Annotated in this window: 12 protein-coding genes; 9 read left to right on the top strand and 3 right to left on the bottom strand. The window is 54.6% G+C overall.

The genetic code is table 11. The features are described from left to right. The first annotated feature begins 129 nt into the window (after window positions 1–129). Complete coding sequence (locus tag VN24_RS03690; RefSeq protein ID WP_045669312.1) at window positions 130–1,458, top strand: TrkH family potassium uptake protein; 1,329 nt, start codon at window positions 130–132, stop codon at window positions 1,456–1,458. Between the two features lie 37 nt (window positions 1,459–1,495). Here the strand turns inward: VN24_RS03690 and VN24_RS03685 are convergent, their stop codons facing one another. Genes VN24_RS03685 through VN24_RS03675 form a run of 3 tightly spaced genes read right to left on the bottom strand, consistent with a single transcriptional unit; the run spans window position 1,496 to window position 3,853 of the window. Then, window positions 1,496–2,545, bottom strand: a complete 1,050-nt coding sequence (locus tag VN24_RS03685; RefSeq protein ID WP_045669311.1) for a sensor histidine kinase — start codon at window positions 2,543–2,545, stop codon at window positions 1,496–1,498. Beyond that, complete coding sequence (locus tag VN24_RS03680) at window positions 2,542–3,300, bottom strand: response regulator transcription factor (RefSeq protein WP_045669310.1); 759 nt, start codon at window positions 3,298–3,300, stop codon at window positions 2,542–2,544. Before VN24_RS03680 ends, VN24_RS03685 begins: the two co-directional genes overlap by 4 nt. A gap of 49 nt (window positions 3,301–3,349) precedes the next feature. Continuing rightward, window positions 3,350–3,853: a copper amine oxidase N-terminal domain-containing protein gene (locus VN24_RS03675; protein WP_045669309.1), complete on the bottom strand. Its 504-nt coding sequence runs from the start codon at window positions 3,851–3,853 to the stop codon at window positions 3,350–3,352. A 234-nt stretch (window positions 3,854–4,087) separates the two neighbouring features. Here VN24_RS03675 and VN24_RS03670 point away from each other — a divergent pair, with 234 nt between their 5' ends. From VN24_RS03670 to VN24_RS03630, 8 genes are all read left to right on the top strand, one after another. Beyond that, window positions 4,088–5,425, top strand: a complete 1,338-nt coding sequence (locus VN24_RS03670; RefSeq protein ID WP_238590819.1) for an ABC transporter substrate-binding protein — start codon at window positions 4,088–4,090, stop codon at window positions 5,423–5,425. A 161-nt stretch (window positions 5,426–5,586) separates the two neighbouring features. Continuing rightward, a complete protein-coding gene (locus VN24_RS03665) occupies window positions 5,587–7,368 on the top strand; it encodes a cache domain-containing sensor histidine kinase (protein ID WP_045669308.1) in 1,782 nt (593 codons plus the stop codon). Between the two features lie 4 nt (window positions 7,369–7,372). Continuing rightward, window positions 7,373–9,001 (top strand): response regulator transcription factor, encoded by a 1,629-nt coding sequence (locus VN24_RS03660; RefSeq protein ID WP_045669307.1) that lies wholly within the window; start codon window positions 7,373–7,375, stop codon window positions 8,999–9,001. A 194-nt stretch (window positions 9,002–9,195) separates the two neighbouring features. Then, on the top strand, window positions 9,196–10,674 hold the full coding sequence (locus tag VN24_RS03655; RefSeq protein ID WP_045669306.1) for a glycoside hydrolase family 32 protein: 1,479 nt from the start codon (window positions 9,196–9,198) through the stop codon (window positions 10,672–10,674). Next, complete coding sequence (locus VN24_RS03650) at window positions 10,671–12,527, top strand: GH32 C-terminal domain-containing protein (protein WP_045669305.1); 1,857 nt, start codon at window positions 10,671–10,673, stop codon at window positions 12,525–12,527. Before VN24_RS03655 ends, VN24_RS03650 begins: the two co-directional genes overlap by 4 nt. Before the next feature lie 33 nt (window positions 12,528–12,560). After that, a complete protein-coding gene (locus VN24_RS03645) occupies window positions 12,561–13,493 on the top strand; it encodes a carbohydrate ABC transporter permease (protein ID WP_082083601.1) in 933 nt (310 codons plus the stop codon). Between the two features lie 12 nt (window positions 13,494–13,505). Continuing rightward, window positions 13,506–14,345 (top strand): carbohydrate ABC transporter permease, encoded by an 840-nt coding sequence (locus tag VN24_RS03640; RefSeq protein ID WP_045669304.1) that lies wholly within the window; start codon window positions 13,506–13,508, stop codon window positions 14,343–14,345. A 1,380-nt stretch (window positions 14,346–15,725) separates the two neighbouring features. Then, window positions 15,726–19,544: a GH32 C-terminal domain-containing protein gene (locus VN24_RS03630; protein ID WP_052702766.1), complete on the top strand. Its 3,819-nt coding sequence runs from the start codon at window positions 15,726–15,728 to the stop codon at window positions 19,542–19,544. The last annotated feature ends 56 nt before the right edge of the window (window positions 19,545–19,600 follow it).

The following is a 19,600-nucleotide window of genomic DNA, read 5'->3' as shown; positions in this document are numbered from 1 at the left end:
CGCTTCTTTGCTGTGTGTGAGCTCAAGCTGGCCTCGAACCGAATATTGTTTTGTTCCGGCCGGTAAGAGATGGTAAAATGACGGGATAATGCTATCGCAGAGAAGACGACTACGTGAAGGAGGACGGGGATGCGTCCGATGATGAAACCGCATCTGTTGACCCCGCCGCGCGCACTTGCCGGCGGCTTCGCCCTTATTATCGCCATTGGAACGCTGCTGCTGTCGCTTCCTGTCGCCGTAAACGGAAATGGGCTTCCGTTCATAGACGCATTGTTCACAGCCGTTTCCGCCACGTGCGTAACAGGACTGACCGTTGTAGATACGGCGTCGCAGTTCTCGTATTTTGGCAAAATCGTGCTGCTCGCCCTGATGCAGATCGGCGGACTCGGGTTTATGACGACGGCGACGTGGTTTGCCATTGCTTTTAACAGACGCATCTCGCTGCGGGACCAGCTCATTTTGAAAGAATCGATGAACCAGTCGAATATGGAAGGTTTGGTTCGTCTTGCGGGAAAAGTTTTTTTGTTTTCGGCGGTGATCGAGCTTTGCGGCACGATCGGATTTGCGCTGCGCTGGGCGGCCGAGATGCCGCTCGGACAAGCGGTGTGGCATGGATTTTTTCATGCGGTCTCCATCTTTAACAATGGAGGGTTTGAACTGTTCGGCGGGTTTACGGATTATGCGGAAGATCCGTTCATTAATCTCGTAACCATTGTGCTGGTCATTTTCGGCAGTCTCGGCTTTATCGTGCTGTCCGAGCTGATCGAATATCCGAAGACCCGCAGCTTGTCGCTGCACAGCAAGGTGGTTCTGACCGCCAGCGGAATTCTGATCGGGGCCGGTGCCATCGTCTTGGCGGTATTCGAATTTACCAACGCCCGCACGCTTGGCACGCTCGACTGGGAAGGCAAGCTGCTCGCTCCGCTCTTTCAGTCGGTCGGCCTCCGTTCGGCGGGAATCAACACGCTGCCGATTGCCGAGCTGCGCAGCGCAACGCAGTTTTTCATGATCCTGATGATGTTTGTCGGGGCGGCTCCGGGGTCGACCGGCGGCGGCATTAAAATCACGACCTTTGTGGTGCTGTTAGCCGCTTTGGTTGCAATGACCCGCGGACGGGAGGATGTCGTCCTGTTCCGGCGCCGCATTGACCGGGGCGATATTTACCGGGCGATCGCCGTGACGATGCTCTCCGTATTTGTCGTGATCGTGGCGACGCTGATCTTGACGGCCGTTCAGCATGAGAACTTTCTGATGCTGCTGTTCGAGGCGGCATCGGCCTTTGGCACGGTCGGCTACAGCATGGGATTGACGCCTAAGCTATCGTTAGCGGGCAAAATCGTCGTCATTGTGCTGATGTTTACCGGACGTGTCGGGCTGATTACATTTGCCCTCGCGCTGCAGCCGAAGCCGCGCAAGGAACTGTTCCGTTATCCCGAAGGGAAGATTACGATCGGCTAATTCATGTATCCCGAAATGAAGATTACGATCGGATAATTCATGAAGGCTTCGAATAGACGGGCAGCGTGAACCAGAAGCGGCTTCCCCCGCCCGCTTCGCTTTCGACGCCTATGTCCCCTCTATGCAGGCGAATAATCGATTTGGCGATCGCCAGGCCGAGTCCTGCACCGCCGCTCTGACGGCTGCGGGACGGATCGATCCGGTAGAAGCGGTCGAAGATCGCAGCCTGCTGCCCGTGCGGGATTCCTTCCCCTTCATCCTTGATGCTCACTTGAATAAAATGCTCCCGATGCGGTTCTGCGCAAATCGTCAGTTTGCCGCCGTCCGGGGAATGACGAATGGCGTTTTCCAGCAAATTGGCGAATACCCGCTGTATTTTGAACGGCATAATGTTGACCGGAGGCATCCGGTCCGGAATGGACACGTCAACGTGCAGCCGTTTTTGCTCGATCGTCAAGGCAACGCTTTGCAGCTTTTGGAGAATGAGGCTGTCCAGATCGCACGGCTCCGGTTCAAACGGTTCCGCTCCGGCCTCCAGCCGTGAAAGCTCGAATAAATCATGAATAAGGCCGGCCAGACGCACCGTTTCGAGTTGAATCGTCGCTAAATATTGCTTAAACGTGTAGTCATCCTTTACGACCACTTCATCCTGCAGCGCTTCCACATAAGACTGAATGGACGCAAGCGGGGTACGCAAATCGTGGGAAACGTTGGCGACCAGCTCGCGCCGGTTTTGCTCCGCACTGCGGATCCTCTCGAAGCTTGCCTGCAAGTTGGCGCTCATGTCGTTAAACTGCCGCGCCAGCGTTTGGAACTCGGAAGGGCCGATCAGCGGAACTTCCGCATTAAATGTGCCGGCGGCGATTTGCCGCGTTTCGTCCGTAAGGAGACGAAGCGATTTCTCGATCGGTTTCGTCAGTATAAAATGCAAAAAGACCGAAAACAGCCCGACAACGCCGGTTACCGAAGCCAACCAGACGAACTGGGCTTGGGTCAGCAGCATCTCGGAATAGCTGATAAACAGGCAGATGAGCAGAACTGCGATACTGACGGCATTGGCCAAAACAAAGTAGGTGCGCAGCTTCACGACAATCCCCTGCCTTCAAATTTATAGCCGATGCCCCAGACCGTTTTAATATATTTCGGTTCCGAGGGGACCGGTTCAATTTTTTCCCGCAATCTGCGGACATGAACGGTAACGGTCGTCGTATCGCCTTCAAAGCTGATATCCCAAATTTTATTCAACAATTGCGTCCGCGAAAATACTTGTTCCGGATGCCGGGCCATCAAATATAGCAGCTCGAATTCCTTCACGGTCAATTCGATCGTCTTCCCGCTGATGTTCACGAGCCGGGTTGACGGATTGATGACCAGCCCCCCGAAATCCAGCGCCTGCGGGGCTTCAGGCTTCTCTGCAAGTTCGCGTGCAGGAACGCGGTAACGGCGGAGAATGGCCTTTACCCGCAGCACCAGCTCCCGCGGACTGAACGGCTTCGTCATATAATCGTCTGCGCCCATCGTAAGGCCGGCGAGCCGGTCCGGTTCCTCGCTCCGCGCGGTTAATATGATGATCGGCACATCGTCCTCATCGCGAACCGATTGGCATACTTGCCAGCCGTCCTTCTGCGGCATCATCAGATCGAGAATGAGCAGCATCGGGGCATGCGCCTTCCAGAGCGACAACGCCTCATCGCCGTTGGCTGCGGTCAGCACCTCGTACCCTTCCCGTTCCAAATAGCGCTTGCATACGTCGGTAATATTCGTTTCGTCATCCGCCACTACGATTTTTATGCCCAAAACAAGTCCTCCCGGAGTCGATGCGTTGTACGCAAAGTATAACATGACGGCGGAAAAAACGGAGCCTGTCCGCTTCTCCCGCCGCTTCGGCCGATTACTTGGACATCATCGACATCATCTTCACGAGATAAATTTCAACGAATCCTTTCGACACATACGTTGTGCCCATTTTCTCCATCGGCGCGGCATTCAGCATCATTTCCTTGCCGTTCACCCATATTTTTGTGCTGCCTGCCATCAGCTTGATCGTATATTTTTTGTCCATCATCTCTTTCGCCTTGACCGTACAGGAAAGCGTGACCGATTTATCCATCGGGTCCCACATGACCGTATATCCTAAATTCATAGCGACCTGACGGAGAGAAACGTAGCTCATGCCGTTCAACGTCATCATGGAGGCGCCTTTATACTTGTCGCTTGCAGACATGTCCTTCATCGTCATGTCCTTCATCGTCATGTCCTTCATGGTCATGTCTTGCATCGTCATTTCTTTGCCGGTCATGCTGCCAGCGGACATGCCTGCGGCCGAGACGGCGGCCGGAAACCCGAGAGCCATTGATAACACCGTTACGCCTGCTGTTTTTTTCCATTTGTTCATCCATTCCACGCTCCTGTTCGAATGATATTTTCCACATGTCAAACAGTAACGGTTCTCTCTTACGGGGAACTAACGGATTTCTTACAAAAGTATTATATTTATAGAAGGGAAGCGGAAACCGATCCCGAACATTTTTAAAGCAGGAATCAGAGAATAATGAATTTCTCCCGTGATGAAGTTTGTTAAGATACAGACATGAAGCTTCTAGATTGATGACAGAGAGGGGTAAAGCAGTTGCAAAATAAAACAAAGATGTTTGTCAGCCTTGCGTTGGTCGGCGGCCTTTTGGCCGGATGTTCTGGAAACGGTAACAATTCGGGTGCGTCAGGCGGGACGGAGGGCGCAAGCGGAGAAAAGGCCGAGAAAAAGGTGACCCTGACCTTCTGGCGGAACTCCGGCAACGACGCGGAAAACTCGGCTTACGACAAGCTGGTCGCTTCGTTCATGGAGAAATATCCGAACATTAAAGTCGAGATGAGCCCGATCCCTTATTCGGACTATGACACCAAGCTGAGAACGTCGATCGCTTCCGGCAATCCGCCCGACATTATGGCGATCGACGCGCCGAACATGGCCTCTTACGCCCACGCCGGAGCGCTTAAGCCGCTGACGTCTTACTTCCAGGCGGACGGCGATTTGCAGGACATTCCGGAATCGACGATCAATACGTACACTTACAATAAAGAAATCTACATGTCGCCGCTGACCGAATCGTCGATCGCGTTGTTTTACAACAAAAAGCTGTTTGAAGAGAAAGGCATTCCGCTTCCGTCGAAAAATCCGGAAGAGCCGTGGACATGGGATCAAGTGCTTGACGCTGCCAAAAAAATCAATGATCCGGGCAAAGGCATCTTCGGCATCGACCCTGCGCAAGGATTCAATAATGCTGGTGCAACGGCTTACTTTAAATACCCGATCGTTTGGCAGTTCGGCGGCGAAGTGATGAGCCCGGATGGAACGACTTCGAAGGGCTACCTGGATTCGCCTGAAACGAAGAAGGCGCTGCAGTTCTTCTCCGATCTGTACAACACAGAGAAAGTATCGGCGCTCGAGTATCCGCCGGATCCGTTCCCGAACGGCAAGCTGGGCATTACGGTTGACGGCTCGTGGTCGCTCTCGTACCTGACCGAAAAATTCCCGAATTTCAAGTTGGGAGTCGACTACGATATTGCGCCGCTGCCAAAAGGAACCCGCCAAGCCGTCGCCAACGGAAGCTGGGCGCTCGGAATCTCGGCCAAAAGCAAAAATCCGGACGAAGCGTGGAAGTTCGTGAACTGGGTAACGAGTGCCGAAGGGCAAAAAACGTATGTCGGCATCACGAAGGACATTCCGGTCCGCTATTCCGCTGCGAAGGAATTCCCGGAGCTGAACGAATATCCGAAAAACATCTTTGTCGTACAGGATCAAAAATTCGGACGCTCGCGTCCGATTACGCCGATCTTCCCGCAAATGTCCGAGGCGGTCAATAAATTGTTCGAGGAAGTGACCATCGGCAAGCGGAACATCGACGCCGCGGTTACGGATGCGATCCAGAAGATCGACAAGGCTTACAGCGATCTGCCGGCCAAATAACCGTTTTCGCTTAAAGCATTAGAGGCGTGCCCTTAACGGGCCGCCTCTTTGCTGCTCGTTTCTCCCCGTTTATGTATCCGTTTCCACTTTACATTTTTTGTGAAGTGAGACATCATTAAAGTGTGGTGTTTTGAAGTATCGCGACATCGGGAGGCACAGCTATGTTTTACTCGTTACGCAGCCGGCTCATGCTGGCGTTCTCCATTCTGCTCATTATCCCGTTTGTCGCCCTTGTCTATTTGCTCAGCGAACAGTCCGCGAAGCTGATTCAGCAATCGATCGAAACGTCGACGTCGCAGACCGTCGATCAATTCGCATCCCACGTCTCGACGCTGCTCACGCAGGTGGAGGACGTCGGCACTCAGGTGATGAGCAACCGGGTGACGCAGGACTGGCTGACGGTTCATATGAATAAAGACAGCAGGGTGGGGGAGCTGCTTCTGGCGAAGCAGAGGCTGCGCGAATATTTTTCATCTTACGCCGTCAACAATTCGAACGGCATATCGATGAGCGTGTTCACCGACGATGCCGGCGGCATCTGGACCCAGGACCGGAGCTACGTCGACAGCAAATGGTACAAGCAGTTCAAAGCCGAGGACCGGCGGTGGACGGAAGCCCATCTCGACAGCGACCAGGCCGATGAAAGCATGCGCACCCATACGATCAACAGCTTCATTTTGCCGCTCGTGCAGCTTCAATCGTTAAAGACGGTCGGGCTGGTGAAAATCAATTACGATACGAGCCTGCTGCAGGGGGCGATCGACAAAATCCGCATCGGAAGTACCGGAAAAGTATTTCTCCTTACCGCAAACGGCAGCAGCGTGCTGAATCAGGATCTTGGCGGGCAAAGGGGTGTGCTGCAGAGCGGACTGACGCAATTAAATGCGCAACCAAAGTTAGATGAGAGCGGATTTTTTTCGATCCGGCAAAACCGGGAAGACTATTTGCTCTTTTACCGGAAGCTGCCCCTGCAGGATTGGGTCATTCTCGGGGAAGTTCCCGAAGGGGAGCTCTATGAACAAATAAGCCGCACCCGCCAAACGATGCTGCTCGTCAGCTTCCTGCTGCTGCTGCTCGTCATCGCCGTCGCGTTCTGGCTGTCCGCCGGCATCACGAAGCCGCTCAGCGCAATGGCAAAGGCAATGCGGCACGTCAAAAACGGGGAGTTCGAGCGGGCGCTGAAGCTGATGCCCAAGGCGCGATCGGGGCACAGCGAAGTCGGTTACGTGACCGGATTTTTCGAACAGATGGTTCACCGGCTCAAATATTTGATTCAAACCGAATTCGAAGCGAATCTGCGGCGCAAAAATGCGGAGTACAAAGCGCTGCTGCTGCAGATCAACCCGCACTTTTTCAACAATTCGCTCGAGATCATCAGCGGTCTGGCCGCGCTGAAGCGGGGCGACCTCGTGATGGATGCGACCGAGGCGCTCGGGAAAATGATGCGTTATTCGCTCAATCTCCATACCGACCGGGTCAAAGTGAGCGAGGAACTGGATTATATACGCGATTATTTGTTCATTCTGAAGCTGCGTCACGAGGACCGGCTGATCGTGAACATGGAGGAAGATCCGGCGGCGGACGGACTGTTCATCTCGAAATTCATTCTTCAGCCGTTGGTCGAGAATGCGGTCAAATACAGTTTGGAGAAAGGCGCCGTGGCCGAAGTGACGATCGCTTCCCGGGTGGAAGAGGAGCGGCTGCTGCTGTCGGTGAAAGATAACGGAATCGGCATGTCTCCCGGTTTAACGGCGGATTTGATGGCGGAAACCCGGCAAAGCGACGTGACGGACATACTCAGCAGCGAGGGCAACAGCATCGGTCTTCGCAATGTGCTGTCGAGGTGCCGGTTAAGCTACGGGAGCCGTTTTCAACTGATTTTGAACTCGGAGCCTGACAAAGGAACGGAAATCACGCTGCAGCTTCCGCTCATAAGGAGATGAAATGATGTACAAAATCATGCTTGTAGACGATGAGGCCGGCGTTCGGAACAGCATTAAGGCGAAGATGGACTGGGAAGCGGCCGGATTCGAGATCGCGGTGGAAGCTTCGAACGGAAAAGAGGCGCTTGACGCATTGGACTTGGGGGAGAACCCGGATCTGGTCATTACCGATATCCGGATGCCGCAGATGGACGGGATCGCCTTCATTCGCGAGTGCAAACAAAGGTATCCGCACCTGCGGACGATCGTTCTGTCGGGCTACTCCGATTTCGAATATTTGAAGGCGGCCATTCAATCAGGCGTCAAAGATTACCTGCTGAAGCCCGTCGTACGCAGCGAGCTGCAGGCTCTTCTTGCGAAATTGGCCGACGAGCTGAAAGCGGAGCGGCTGCAGTCGATGGAGGCGCAGCTGGAGCAGCATGCGAAAACGCGGCAGCTGCAAATGCTGCAGGAGCAAACGATTTTGCAGCTTGTGAAGGAGGAAACCTTCAGCATGGCCGCGCTGAAAGAGCGGCTGCAGCAGCTGCAATTGACGCCGCTTGCGGTTGACGATTTGCAGGCGCAGTTTGCGGCCGTCGAAATGCGGGTAATGGCAGGGAGGCTCAGCGACTGGAACGGCCGCAAAGATTTGCTGCAGCTCGCCTTTCAAATGCTGTGCCGGGAAACGGCCGACCGGTGGAAGCAGGTTTACCCTTTTTACGACGTCAATTATCCTTCGATGATGTTTTTCTTAGTTAACGTGAACGGTGATGAAGGAGTCCGGCACGAACCGGCCGACGCTTTCGCGCAAGAGCTGAAGCGCAACATGAACCGTTTCCTGCAGCTGGAGAGCGTCATCGGAATCGGCGAACCGGTCACCGGATTAAGACAGCTGAAGAACGGGTACGCTTCAGCCCTTTGGTCGTGGAGCCAAAGCACGATCCATCACATCAAGCGCAGCGGCAGCGAGAGCATTGCGGACATGAGCGATACGTTTTCGCCGGAATCCGAGCGCAAGCTGACGCTGGCGATTGAAAATGTGGATATGAAAGCTTTCACCCGTCAGCTGCACCAGATATTCCCGGCCGATCAGGATACGCCGATGTTCGCTTTTACGTTTCTCGCCCTGCGCGTTATTCTGTTGTTCATGGCGGTCGCCAAAAAATTTGAGCTCGGCGATTCGTCGCTGCAGACGTATTTGTGGAATACGCAAATGACCGTCCGCGACGGCAGGTCGCGGGAGCAGGTGCTGGAGCAGCTTCAGGAGCTGGCGCAGCTCGTGATGAACGAGGTGAAGAGAACCCGGTTTTCCAACGGGCAGCATATGGCTGCCGCCGTGCGCAAATATGTGGACGACAATTACACTTACGATCTGACCCTCGCTTCGCTCGCGGAGATGTTTCATATCAATGAAACGTATTTGTCCGGGCTGTTCAAGCAAAATGCCGGCATTACGTTCAGTGAATACGTGACGAAGCAGCGGATGCATAAAGCGAGGCGGCTGCTGGAAGAATATGAATTAAAGCTGACGGATATCGCGACGCTGGTCGGTTATTCCAGCTCGAGCTATTTCAGCACGTCGTTCAAAAAATATTACGGCAAGAGCCCGAAAGAATACCGGGACGAACTGATGGCAACGAGCGGAACGGCATAACGAGCGTCAATAGCAAGAGGCCCCGGCGAGGCACAGTGCGGCTTCCCGGGGTCTTTTTGGCGTGCGCGCAAACAATTGTACAACTTAAGGCTGCAATAAGATTTAAAGTCTTCATCTGAGAATATTGAAATATTTTTGAGAGGGGCTTCGTTACAATGAAATCAGCCATATTAGAGATGGGGGAGCAGAACATCATGAATCAATTGGAACACCGTGAACGAATTCAGCAGGCAAGCGAGACGGTAGCCGCGCAAGCGAAGGAAGCGGCCAAGGAACAATACCGGCTCCACTACCACTTTATGCCCCCGGCAAACTGGATGAACGATCCGAACGGGCTCATTCATTATAAAGGCGAGTATCACCTCTTCTACCAGCATTATCCGTACGCCGACCAATGGGGGCCGATGTACTGGGGCCATGCGAAGAGCAAAGACCTGGTCCGTTGGCAGCATCTGCCGGTTGCGCTTGCTCCTTCGGAAGATTACGACCGCGGGGAGCAAAACGGGCATGGATGCTGGTCCGGCAGTGCGGTCGAGCACGACGGCAAGCTGGTGCTGTTTTATACCGGTCATGTGGACGGCAGAGACCCGGTCGAAGTGCAGTGCATGGCTGTAAGCGAAGACGGCGTTACGTTTGAGAAGCATGCCGGCAACCCGGTCGTGGCCGGCCCGCCGGAGAGCGGCCTGTTCGGCTTCCGCGACCCGAAGGTGTGGAAGCATGGCGACTGGTGGTATATGGTCGTCGGTTCCGGCAAAGACGGCAAGGGCCGAGCGCTGCTGTACCGCGCCCGCGAGCTGACGGACTGGCAGTACGTCGGCGTGGCGGCCGAAAGCGACGGCACACAGGGCGACATGTGGGAATGTCCCGACCTGTTTCCGCTCGGCGGCAAGCATGTGCTGATCATTTCGCCGATGAACATGCCGGGTACGAAAAATTTGGTTATGGTCGGCGAGATGGATTACGAGAGCGGCGTATTCACGCCGGAAACGTGCGAGAAGCTGGACGAGGGCTTCGATTTTTACGCGGCCCAGACTTTAGAGGATGCGGACGGCAGAAGAATCGTCATCGGCTGGATGGATATGTGGGGCTCAAAAATGATTGCGGCGCGGCGCGGCTGGTACGGCGCCATGACAATTCCGAGGCAGCTTGTGCTGACGCCGGAAGGGTCCGTTGCCTCGGTACCGGTTCCGGAGCTGGAGACGCTGCGGGAAGACGGGCGCTCATACGAAAATGTCGTCCTTGAGAGCGGAAAAGCATTTCTGCCGGATCTTCCCGGCGGCAGCAGCCTCGAGGTCATCGCGGAGTTCGATCTGACGGGAGATCGCCCCGAGCGGATCGAGCTGAAATGGATCACCTCCGAGGACGAGGCGGAAGAAACGGTCATCCGGTATGACGCAAATGCGCACACCTTATCTGTCGACCGCGACCGCTCGGGCGCCGGGGATACAGGGGTCTGCACGGCAAGCGTGGCGGGGATTGATGCCGGGCGGCTCAAGCTTCAACTATTCATCGATCAATCGTCGATTGAGCTGTTCGCCGGTGATGGGCGGAAGGTGCTGAGCAACCGCATTTACCCGGGCGGGGCGGAAGCCCGGCTCCAAATTTCTGCTGACGGAGGCTCCGCTCAGCTGCAATCGCTGCAAATTTGGAAGCTGAGCGGGATGCTGCCATGAGGTACGGGAAACGCAAACCGCTTTCTCTGCTGCTGCTTCTGCCGCTCGTGACCGCTGCCCTGCAAGGCTGCAAGATCGGGGAAGAGAAGACGGCAGAGGAACAGAATCAGCAGAAGCCGCCCGCTTTCCAGTACAGTACCGACCCGAACTATTACACAGAGCTGTACCGTCCGCAGTATCATTTATCGCCGGAAAGCGGCAATATGAGCGACCCGAACGGAATGGTCTATTTTGAAGGAGAGTATCACCAGTTTTATCAAAACAGCGGCCAATGGGGGCATGCGGTCAGCACCGATCTGCTGCACTGGACACATCTGCCGGTCGCGCTCGTCCGCGACCCGCTCGGCGAAATCTGGTCGGGAAGCGCCGTCGTGGACAAGAACGATACGAGCGGCTTCTTCGGAGGCAAGGCGGGACTCGTCGCCATCTTCACCCATTTCCAGAACGGAACCCAGTCGCAGAGCATCGCTTACAGCTCGGATAAAGGGCGCACCTGGACGAAATACGAAGGCAATCCGGTCATCCCGAATCCCGGCCTGAAAGATTTCCGCGATCCGAAAGTGATCTGGCATGAGCCGTCCAAGTCGTGGGTGATGGTCGTTTCGGCCGACAACAAGGTGCTGTTTTACAGCTCGAAAGATTTGAAGACATGGGAGCAAACGGGCGAATTCGGCTCTGGCCAAGGCTCGCATGCCGCCGTCTGGGAATGCCCCGATCTGTTCGAGCTTCCGGTGGAAGGCACGGACCAGAAGAAGTGGGTGCTCACCGTCAGCATCGGCAACAACGAGCAGACGAAAGGCTCGACGGCCCAATATTTCATCGGCAGCTTCGACGGCAAAACGTTTACGAACGAGAACGAGCCTTCCAATGTGCTCTGGACCGATTACGCCAAGGATTTCTACGCCGCGATTTCGTATTCGGATATTCCCGCAGGCGACGGCCGCCGGATATGGCTCGGGTGGATGTCGAACTGGCGCTATCCGTTCTCGATGCCGACGGAGCCGTGGAAAGGAAACATGTCGGTTCCGCGCGCATTGACGCTGAAGGACGTTCCCGGAGAAGGGATCCGCCTCTTCCAGCAGCCGGTCAAGGAGCTGGAATCGCTCCGGGGCAGCGCCGTATCGGTAACCGGCCAGAACGTGGCGCCTGGCAGCAATTTGCTGAGCAGCCTGAAAGGAAATTCCTACGAGCTGGATACCGAATTTACGGTCGCTTCTCAGTCGCAGTTCGGCATCAAGCTCAGAACCGGCGAAGGCCAGGAAACGGTCGTCCGCTACGATCCGAAAGCGGCCGAGCTGACGGTCGACCGGTCGAAATCCGGCGAAGCCTCGTTTGAGAAAGGATTCGCGGAGTCGTTTGCCGCTCCGCTGAAGCCGGAAGACGGCAAGATCAAGCTGCGCATATTCGTGGACGAGTCCACGCTCGAAGTGTTCGGCAATGACGGGAAAGCCGTTCTGACCAGTCTTATATTCCCGGCAGCGACGAGCAACGGGCTGGAATTGTTCGCGGCGGGCGACGGAATTACGCTGAATCGCGCCGATTTTTATCCGATGCGTCCGGTTTGGCGGAATGAAGATCCAAGCAGCAGCAAGCCGCTGCGCATCGTTCTCGACAAATACAGTCTCGATGTGCCGCTGAACGGTACGGGTGCAATCCGAACGGCCGTTGAGCCGCTTATTTCCCCGCAGCAGCTGACGTGGGAATCGAGCGATGCGTCGGTGGCGGAGGTTCGCGCCGAAGGAGAGAACGGGGCGGTTGTAACCGGCAAAAAGGAAGGCAGCGTCGAGATTAAAGCGTCCACTCCGGACGGGGCGGTATCCGCCGTGCTGAATGTGTTCGTTTTTAAGCCTTAAGCAATTAATTCGGTTAATTGGAGATGGATTGACATGGCCAATACAGTGCTGAACGGCGCGAAAACAATCGCTGCCGGCAAAAGAAAGGCAGACCGCAGCCTCAGGAAGGAGCAGCTGACCGCCCTTTGGTTCGTGCTCCCGGCCGTGCTTCTGCTGCTCGTGTTCGTTTTTTACCCGATGGTGCAGGCGTTCATCATCAGCTTCCAAAACTATTCGCTGGTCAGCGCAACGAAAAGCTTTGTCGGTCTCGACAACTACTTGGGGCTGCTCAAGGACCAATCGTTTTTGAGCAGTTTGAAAAATTCGTTTTTCTTCGCAATCGTCGTTATCCCGATTCAAACGAGCATCGCGCTCGGGATGGCGATGCTGATCCAGAAGCCAGGCCGGTCATCCGGCTTGTTTCGGACCCTGTTATTTATCCCGGTCGTCGTCTCCACTGCGGTGGCGGCCGTCGTTTTCAAACTGATCTATAACAAAGAGTTCGGCATTCTCAACAACGTATTGAAATCGCTTCATCTGCCGCTCACCAACTTTCTGTCCAATCCCGAAACGGCGATGTACGGCGTTATCACGCTCGGCATTTGGAAAGCGGCCGGATTTTTCATGATTATTTTTCTGGCGGGGCTGAACAACATTCCGAACGACTTGTATGAAGCGTCGCGGGTGGACGGGGCATCGAAAATCCAGCAATTTTTCAAAATTACGCTGCCGCTGCTCAACCGGACGATGGCGTTCGTCGTCATCATTACGACGATTGACGCAATCAAGCTGTCCGGCCTCGTATTCGTCTTGACCAACGGCGGTCCGAATGGCTCGACGGAAACGGTCGTGTTCTATATTTACAAGCTCGCCTTCCAGCAAATGCAGATGGGGTATGCGACCGCAGCCGCGTTCATTCTGTTTGGCATCGTGCTTGTCATCTCGCTGATTCAAATGAGACTGTTTAAAAATGACGTGGAGTACTAGGGGGTATCAGCAGTGAAAACGGTTGTTTCGGTATCAAGGCTGGCTGTGCTGGTGCTGATCGCGCTCATTTCCATCGTTCCGATTTTGTGGATGATCTCCGGATCTTTGCGCCCGTATCAGGAGCTGTTTAAATATTCGTCCAGTCTTAATCTTCATCTGTTCGTTCCGGTTGAATTCACCTTTGCCAACTACAAAGAGGTGATCGTTGACGATAAAAACCCGTTCATGCGGTTTATCGGAAACACGCTGCTCGTCGCTTCAATCGTTACGGCCTTCGTGTTGATCGTCAACTCAATGGCGGCGTTTGCGTTTGCCAAGCTTCGTTTCCGCGGTAAAACCATTCTGTTTGCGATGTTCATGTCGGCGATGATTATTCCGGCGGAAGTAACGCTTGTGCCGAACTATTTGCTCATGCACGACCTCGGCTGGCTGAACTCGTACATGGCGCTGATCGTGCCGTCGGTGTTATCGGTTTTCGGCATCTTTCTGCTCCGCCAGTTTTTCGCGGAAATTCCGAACGAAATTATGGAGGCGGCCAAAATCGACGGCGCCACGACGGCACGCACCTTCGTCAGCATCATCATGCCCGCAGCCGTCCCGGCGCTGATCACGCTCGGACTGATGACGTTCCTCGGCAACTGGGATTCGTACCTGTGGCCGCTCATCGTCATTAACGACAGCAAAAGACAGATGATCCAGGTCGCGATCGCTTCCTTCTCCTCGATGGAAGGGACGGACTGGTCCAAAATTTTGGCGGCCAGCACGCTGTCGACGATCCCGATTCTCCTCTTGTTCCTGTTCCTGCAGCGCTATTATATTCAAGGGATTACAATGTCGGGAATTAAGGGGTAGGAAAAAGTGCATGTTGAAAAGGATCCGCTGCGCGCGCGGGTTTGATCTTGGTGAAAAGGAGCCGCTCCTCGCGCGGGTTTGATCTTCCGATCGCCACCGTCCACGGATTCATCTGAATTGGCAGATGAATCCGTGGACAAGCGTATGCTTCCGAAGCGGCTTTCTTGCAGAAAGCCTTTAAGCGAACGCTACCGCTTCTCCAGATTCAAACCCGCGCGCTCCGCTTGCCTTTTTCTACGGGGAGGGCAGCAGACGCGGCTGCGCTGCCTGAACCGGGAAAAGGCAAAAGGATTCGCTGCGCGAAAGCCTCGCTTGCCGAGATGGGCAGAAGCCCGCAGCGTGTGAGTTTGATCAAGCGGATCGTCATCGCTTCCAAATTATATCTTCTTCAAATCTTTTATAAGATTTGGAGTCCAAATATTAAAGACTATTTTGATTGCGCTTACAGTTGTGGGGCGTAAAGGATTCCCGCTGCATTTCAGCAAAAAATGGGTCCAATACCGAAATCAATGCTTGACGAAAACATACAGGGTGAACCAGAGAAGAATAGCAGTTGCTGGACAGTAGTGTGGGGACAGTGGTGTTAGGCCGGCGGATGGACCGTCAGGCCGTTATTTTCTGCTGTAATCGCTCATCTGCAACATTCGCGGACAGAGAAGCCGTTATTCGTTCATTGATAAAGCCAATTTGTGAGGATTCATCGCCATTAACGGATCCATAGAGGCTGTCGATTCATTGTGGACCGTTTTAATGTGAACGGACACATGCAGAGAATGTATATGATTTTTCGGATACATATACAGAATCAGGGCTCAAATCACGTTTTGTATATGAATTTTCGATTAGAATCGATTGATTCGGTGTGTGTGGCACTCATTATGTATGATTTTTCGCATACATTTTGTGGTCTCCCGCAGATTTCCGAAGTTATGAACAGTTAATCGACAAGCTCCCATAGTCCGCTTCTAGGCAAAAAATGAGTGATAAGCGGGAGATAACGGCTTCTGTGTCCGCTCATGTCGATTCCAAGCCGCCCAGTTCGATTAGGAGCCAAGCTCTTGCCCCAAGTTTGAGAATAAATAGAGCTGTTGATTATAGTTCAACCGGCAAGCGGGATTTTTGCGCAGCCTTTGTTTGTTCACCCTCGGAAATAGGAAAGCGGAGCGGACCATTTGAATCTGCGTAAAGCGGAGCACTCGCCTAAAGGCTTTCTGAACGAAAGCCGCTTCGGAAGCTTACGTTTAGACCGATTGTAGCCCTGTTAGGGGCTTATACAATTGAAACAATACGGCTGCTGCAGCGGTCGGAAGATCAAATTGTCCGCTCAGCTCTCTTTTTCAAATAGTAAGCGCTTACACCCAAAATGAGGAGAGTGTCTGAATGAAACGAAGAAGTTTTTGGTCAAGCAAGACAGGTTTGATCTTAAGTTTGTTCATCATGGCCTCATCGATTTTGCCTGGTATCGTGCATGCTTACAACCCGGATTTCCAGACCAATACGCCCAGCGGCACCCCGATGTCGGGAAGCTGGAGCATCCAGCAGGGAGACGGGCTGAAGGGGGAAAGCGCGGCGGATCAAAACGCGTTTTATATGTCGACGACGACTGCCGGGACGAACTTTGTGTACGAAGCGGATGTAAAAGTGGACGCATCGACTGCTTACGGTGTCGGTTCGCTTGTGTTTCGTGCAAATGAGAGCGGTTCCAAAGGGTATGTGCTCAGTCTGGATCCGAATCAGGACAGCGTGCGACTGTTCGATTATGCAACCGGTTCCACAATTGGCCAGCCTTACCAAACCGCGCTGCAGCCCGGGACGTTTTATCATCTGAAAATTACGGCGGACGGGCCGGCAATCAACGTCTATTTCAATAATCAATTGGCGATTTCGGCAAACGACAACAAATACGCAAGCGGCAGCACCGGCTTTCATGTTTATAACGGCAAGGCGTTTTTTCAGCATGTTTACGTGTATGAAATCAAAACGAATTTGACGGGATGGACAACGGCCGGAGCGGACTGGACTCCGACTTCGGTCGGCTGGAAGGGGACGGCGCCCGCGAATCAGAACGGGTATGCGATGTCGGCGACGCAGGCGGACAACTTCACCTATGAGGCGGACATCCTTGTGCAGGATACGTATGCCATCGGTACGCTGCTGTTCCGTTCCGACGCAGCCGGAACGAATGCCTACGCCTTGCAGGTCGATCCCAATTCGCAGCAGCTGCGGCTTTACAAGACGAACGGCAATGTGACGTTGGGCACGAAAACCGTGCCGATCGTCTCCGGCGCGGCGTATCATTTTAAGGTAAAAGCCGAAGGCTCGTCCATCAAGGTTTACTGGCAGCCCAGCTATTTGAATGCAAAGGGCTACGATCCGGTCATCAGCGTAACGGATACGTCCTACGCGGGCGGTTATGCCGGACTTGGCGTTTATAACGGCACGGTGCTGTTTCAAAATATGACGATCAGCAGCCTGGATACGAATTTGCAGGGCTGGACCGCTGCGGGAGGAACGTGGAAGCCCGATTTGAAGGGGATTAAAGCGGCCAGCACCGGCGCGAACGATACGTTCCGGATGTCGCTGAATACCGCTTCCGATTTTGTGCTGGAAGGCATTTTGACGGTCGATGCCGCAACGCCTCAAGGCACGGCGGCGCTTGTGTTTCGCAGCAATGCGGGCGCTACGGCCGGTTATGTGTTCAACATCGACCCGACTCAGGGGCAGGTGCGGCTGTTCGATATTAATGGCGGACGAACCATCGCCTCCGCGAGCAAGACGATTACGCCCGGCAAACCGTATCACGTGGAAATCGTCGCCAAAGGCTCGCAAATCGTCGTCTACTTGGACGGATATGCGACACCGGTCATATCGGCTGCCGATACGGCCTATACGAGCGGAGCAGTCGGCCTGAACGCTTACAACGGTACCGCTTATTTTCAAAATGTGTACGTTACCGCGCTGAGCGAATATGACAATGAAATGTACCGTCCGCAGTATCATTATACGCAGCAGCGCAGCTATGCGAGCGATCCGAACGGACTCGTTTATTTCAACGGCGAATATCACTTTTTTCACCAGGATGCCGGCCGATGGGCGCATGCGGTCAGTACCGATTTGGTTCATTGGAAGCGCTTGCCAATAGCTCTGCCCTTCAATGACATGGGCCATACATGGACCGGATCCGCCGTTGTCGACGAGCACGATGTGTCCGGCTTGTTCAACGGGGGATCGGGGCTGATCGCTTATTTCACCTCCTACAATCCCGACAAGCCGAACGGGAATCAGAAAGTCGGGGCCGCCTACAGCACGGACAGCGGACGGACATGGCAGCTTTACAGCGGCAATCCGGTCGTTCCGAATCCCGGCGCCGACGGAGGGTGGGACTTCCGCGATCCGAAGGTCGTATGGGATGCGGACCACTCCAAATGGATCATGGTTATCTCCGGCGGGGACCATATCCGCTTCTACACTTCCACCAACCTGCTGACGTGGACGTTTGCCAGCTCGTTCGGATACGGCGATTATTTGCACGGCGGGGTTTGGGAATGTCCGGATTTGTTCCAGCTTCCTGTCGATGGAGATACCGGCAACAAGAAATGGGTGCTCATCATCAGCACCGGCGCCGTGCCCCAGACGAACGGCTCCAGCTCGGAGTACTTCGTCGGCAGCTTCGACGGCACGACGTTCACAAGCGATAATCCGGCTGCTACGGTGCTGCGGAGCGAGTCGGGAGCTGATATGTACGCCGCCATGACATTTGACGGCATTCCCGCAGCCGACGGACGGCGCATCTCGATCGGGTGGATGTCCAACTGGAATTATCCGTTCAGCTTCCCGACCTCGCCTTGGAAAGGGCAAATGTCGGTACCGCGCGTGTTGTCGCTGAAAACGGTAGCGGGACAAGGGGTGCGGCTGACCGAAATGCCGATCGCCGAGCTGCAGACACTGCATCAGGGGGCCAACGTCTGGAACGATGTAACCGTTTCCCCGTCAAGCGCCAATCTGCTATCGTCGCTGTCCGGCACCGCGTATGAAATCGAGGCGGAGCTGGAGCTGCCTGCTTCGAACCCGGCGACTGAATTCGGCTTCAGGCTGCGGGAGCTCGGCGATCAGAAGACGGTAGTCGGCTATAACGTGAGCACCGCCAAAATGTTCGTGGACCGGACCGATGCGGGCGTGGATAATTTCACGGAGCAGTTCCTGCCCCGGCAGGAAGCGGCGCTGGCGCCGGAGTCGGGACGGGTGAAAATGCGCATTTTTGTAGACGAAGCGTCGGTGGAGGCGTTCGGCAACGACGGGAAAGCCGTCATCTCGGACGTGATTTTCCCGGATGCGGCCCGCGACGGCATGAGTTTCTATGCGACGGGAGGCGATGTGAAAGTCGTTTCGCTCACCGTTTATTCGATGTCTAACGTATGGAATCAGGGACCGGTTTCAGGCTCCTCGCCGCAAAAGGTCGTCATGGGCCAAAGCAGCCTCGAGCTTGCGCCAGGGGCGGTGCAGCGGCTGTACTCGATGGTTCTTCCCCGTACGGCGTCAAACAAAACGGTCACCTGGAGCTCCAGCAATACGGCGGTCGCTTCCGTGGCAAGCGCCGATGCCCGCAGTGCCGACGTAACGGCGGTCGCTCCTGGACTTGCGGTCATTACGGCGACGACGCAGGACGGGGGAATCGTCGGGTCGACGATCGTCCGTGTCGGCTCGTTCCGCACCAATCTGACCGGGTTCGCTCCGGTTCCGAACGGCCGGTGGGCGGTGACGGCGGACGGCATCGCCGGCACGTTCGACAAAGACAGCAACTATATGTCGCAAGTTACCGGCAGCAACTTTACGTATGAAGCGGATGTGAAGCTGGACACTGCCGGCGGCGCCGGTTCGATGATTTACCGGGCATCGGCGGACGGCTCCAGCGGCTATTATTTGAACGTCGATCCGAATTTGAAAGCGATACGCCTGTTCTATAAACTGAACGGCAGCTTTACCGACAGCCAGATGCTGGCGAACATTCCGATTATGATTCAGGCCGGCAAAACGTACCATGTTAAAATCGTGACCAGCGGAACGAACATGAAGGTTTATGTGGACGATAATCCGAATCCTGTCATCGATCTCAACGATTCGACGTTCAGCCAAGGTTATTTCGGAGTGAACGTATTCGGCGGCACCGCGTATTATCAGGATGTAAACGTAACTTCATAACATGCAAGGAGCCTGCCGCGACTGAAGATTCCGGTCGCAGCAGGCTCTTTTTTCGA

It is taken from the genome of Paenibacillus beijingensis (genome assembly GCF_000961095.1).
Taxonomy (GTDB): Bacteria; Bacillota; Bacilli; order Paenibacillales; family Paenibacillaceae; genus Paenibacillus_O; species Paenibacillus_O beijingensis.
Note: the sequence above shows the minus strand (reverse complement) of the source record. Positions and strands in the feature narration are given on the sequence as shown.

Coding starts and splice junctions, on each gene's coding strand:
- VN24_RS03630 (WP_052702766.1), top strand. CDS start 15,726: ATGAAACGAAGAAGTTTTTGGTCAAGCAAGACAGGTTTGATCTTAAGT.
- VN24_RS03660 (WP_045669307.1), top strand. CDS start 7,373: ATGTACAAAATCATGCTTGTAGACGATGAGGCCGGCGTTCGGAACAGC.
- VN24_RS03665 (WP_045669308.1), top strand. CDS start 5,587: ATGTTTTACTCGTTACGCAGCCGGCTCATGCTGGCGTTCTCCATTCTG.
- VN24_RS03655 (WP_045669306.1), top strand. CDS start 9,196: ATGAATCAATTGGAACACCGTGAACGAATTCAGCAGGCAAGCGAGACG.
- VN24_RS03690 (WP_045669312.1), top strand. CDS start 130: ATGCGTCCGATGATGAAACCGCATCTGTTGACCCCGCCGCGCGCACTT.
- VN24_RS03650 (WP_045669305.1), top strand. CDS start 10,671: ATGAGGTACGGGAAACGCAAACCGCTTTCTCTGCTGCTGCTTCTGCCG.
- VN24_RS03645 (WP_082083601.1), top strand. CDS start 12,561: ATGGCCAATACAGTGCTGAACGGCGCGAAAACAATCGCTGCCGGCAAA.
- VN24_RS03675 (WP_045669309.1), bottom strand. CDS start 3,853: ATGAACAAATGGAAAAAAACAGCAGGCGTAACGGTGTTATCAATGGCT.
- VN24_RS03680 (WP_045669310.1), bottom strand. CDS start 3,300: ATGTTATACTTTGCGTACAACGCATCGACTCCGGGAGGACTTGTTTTG.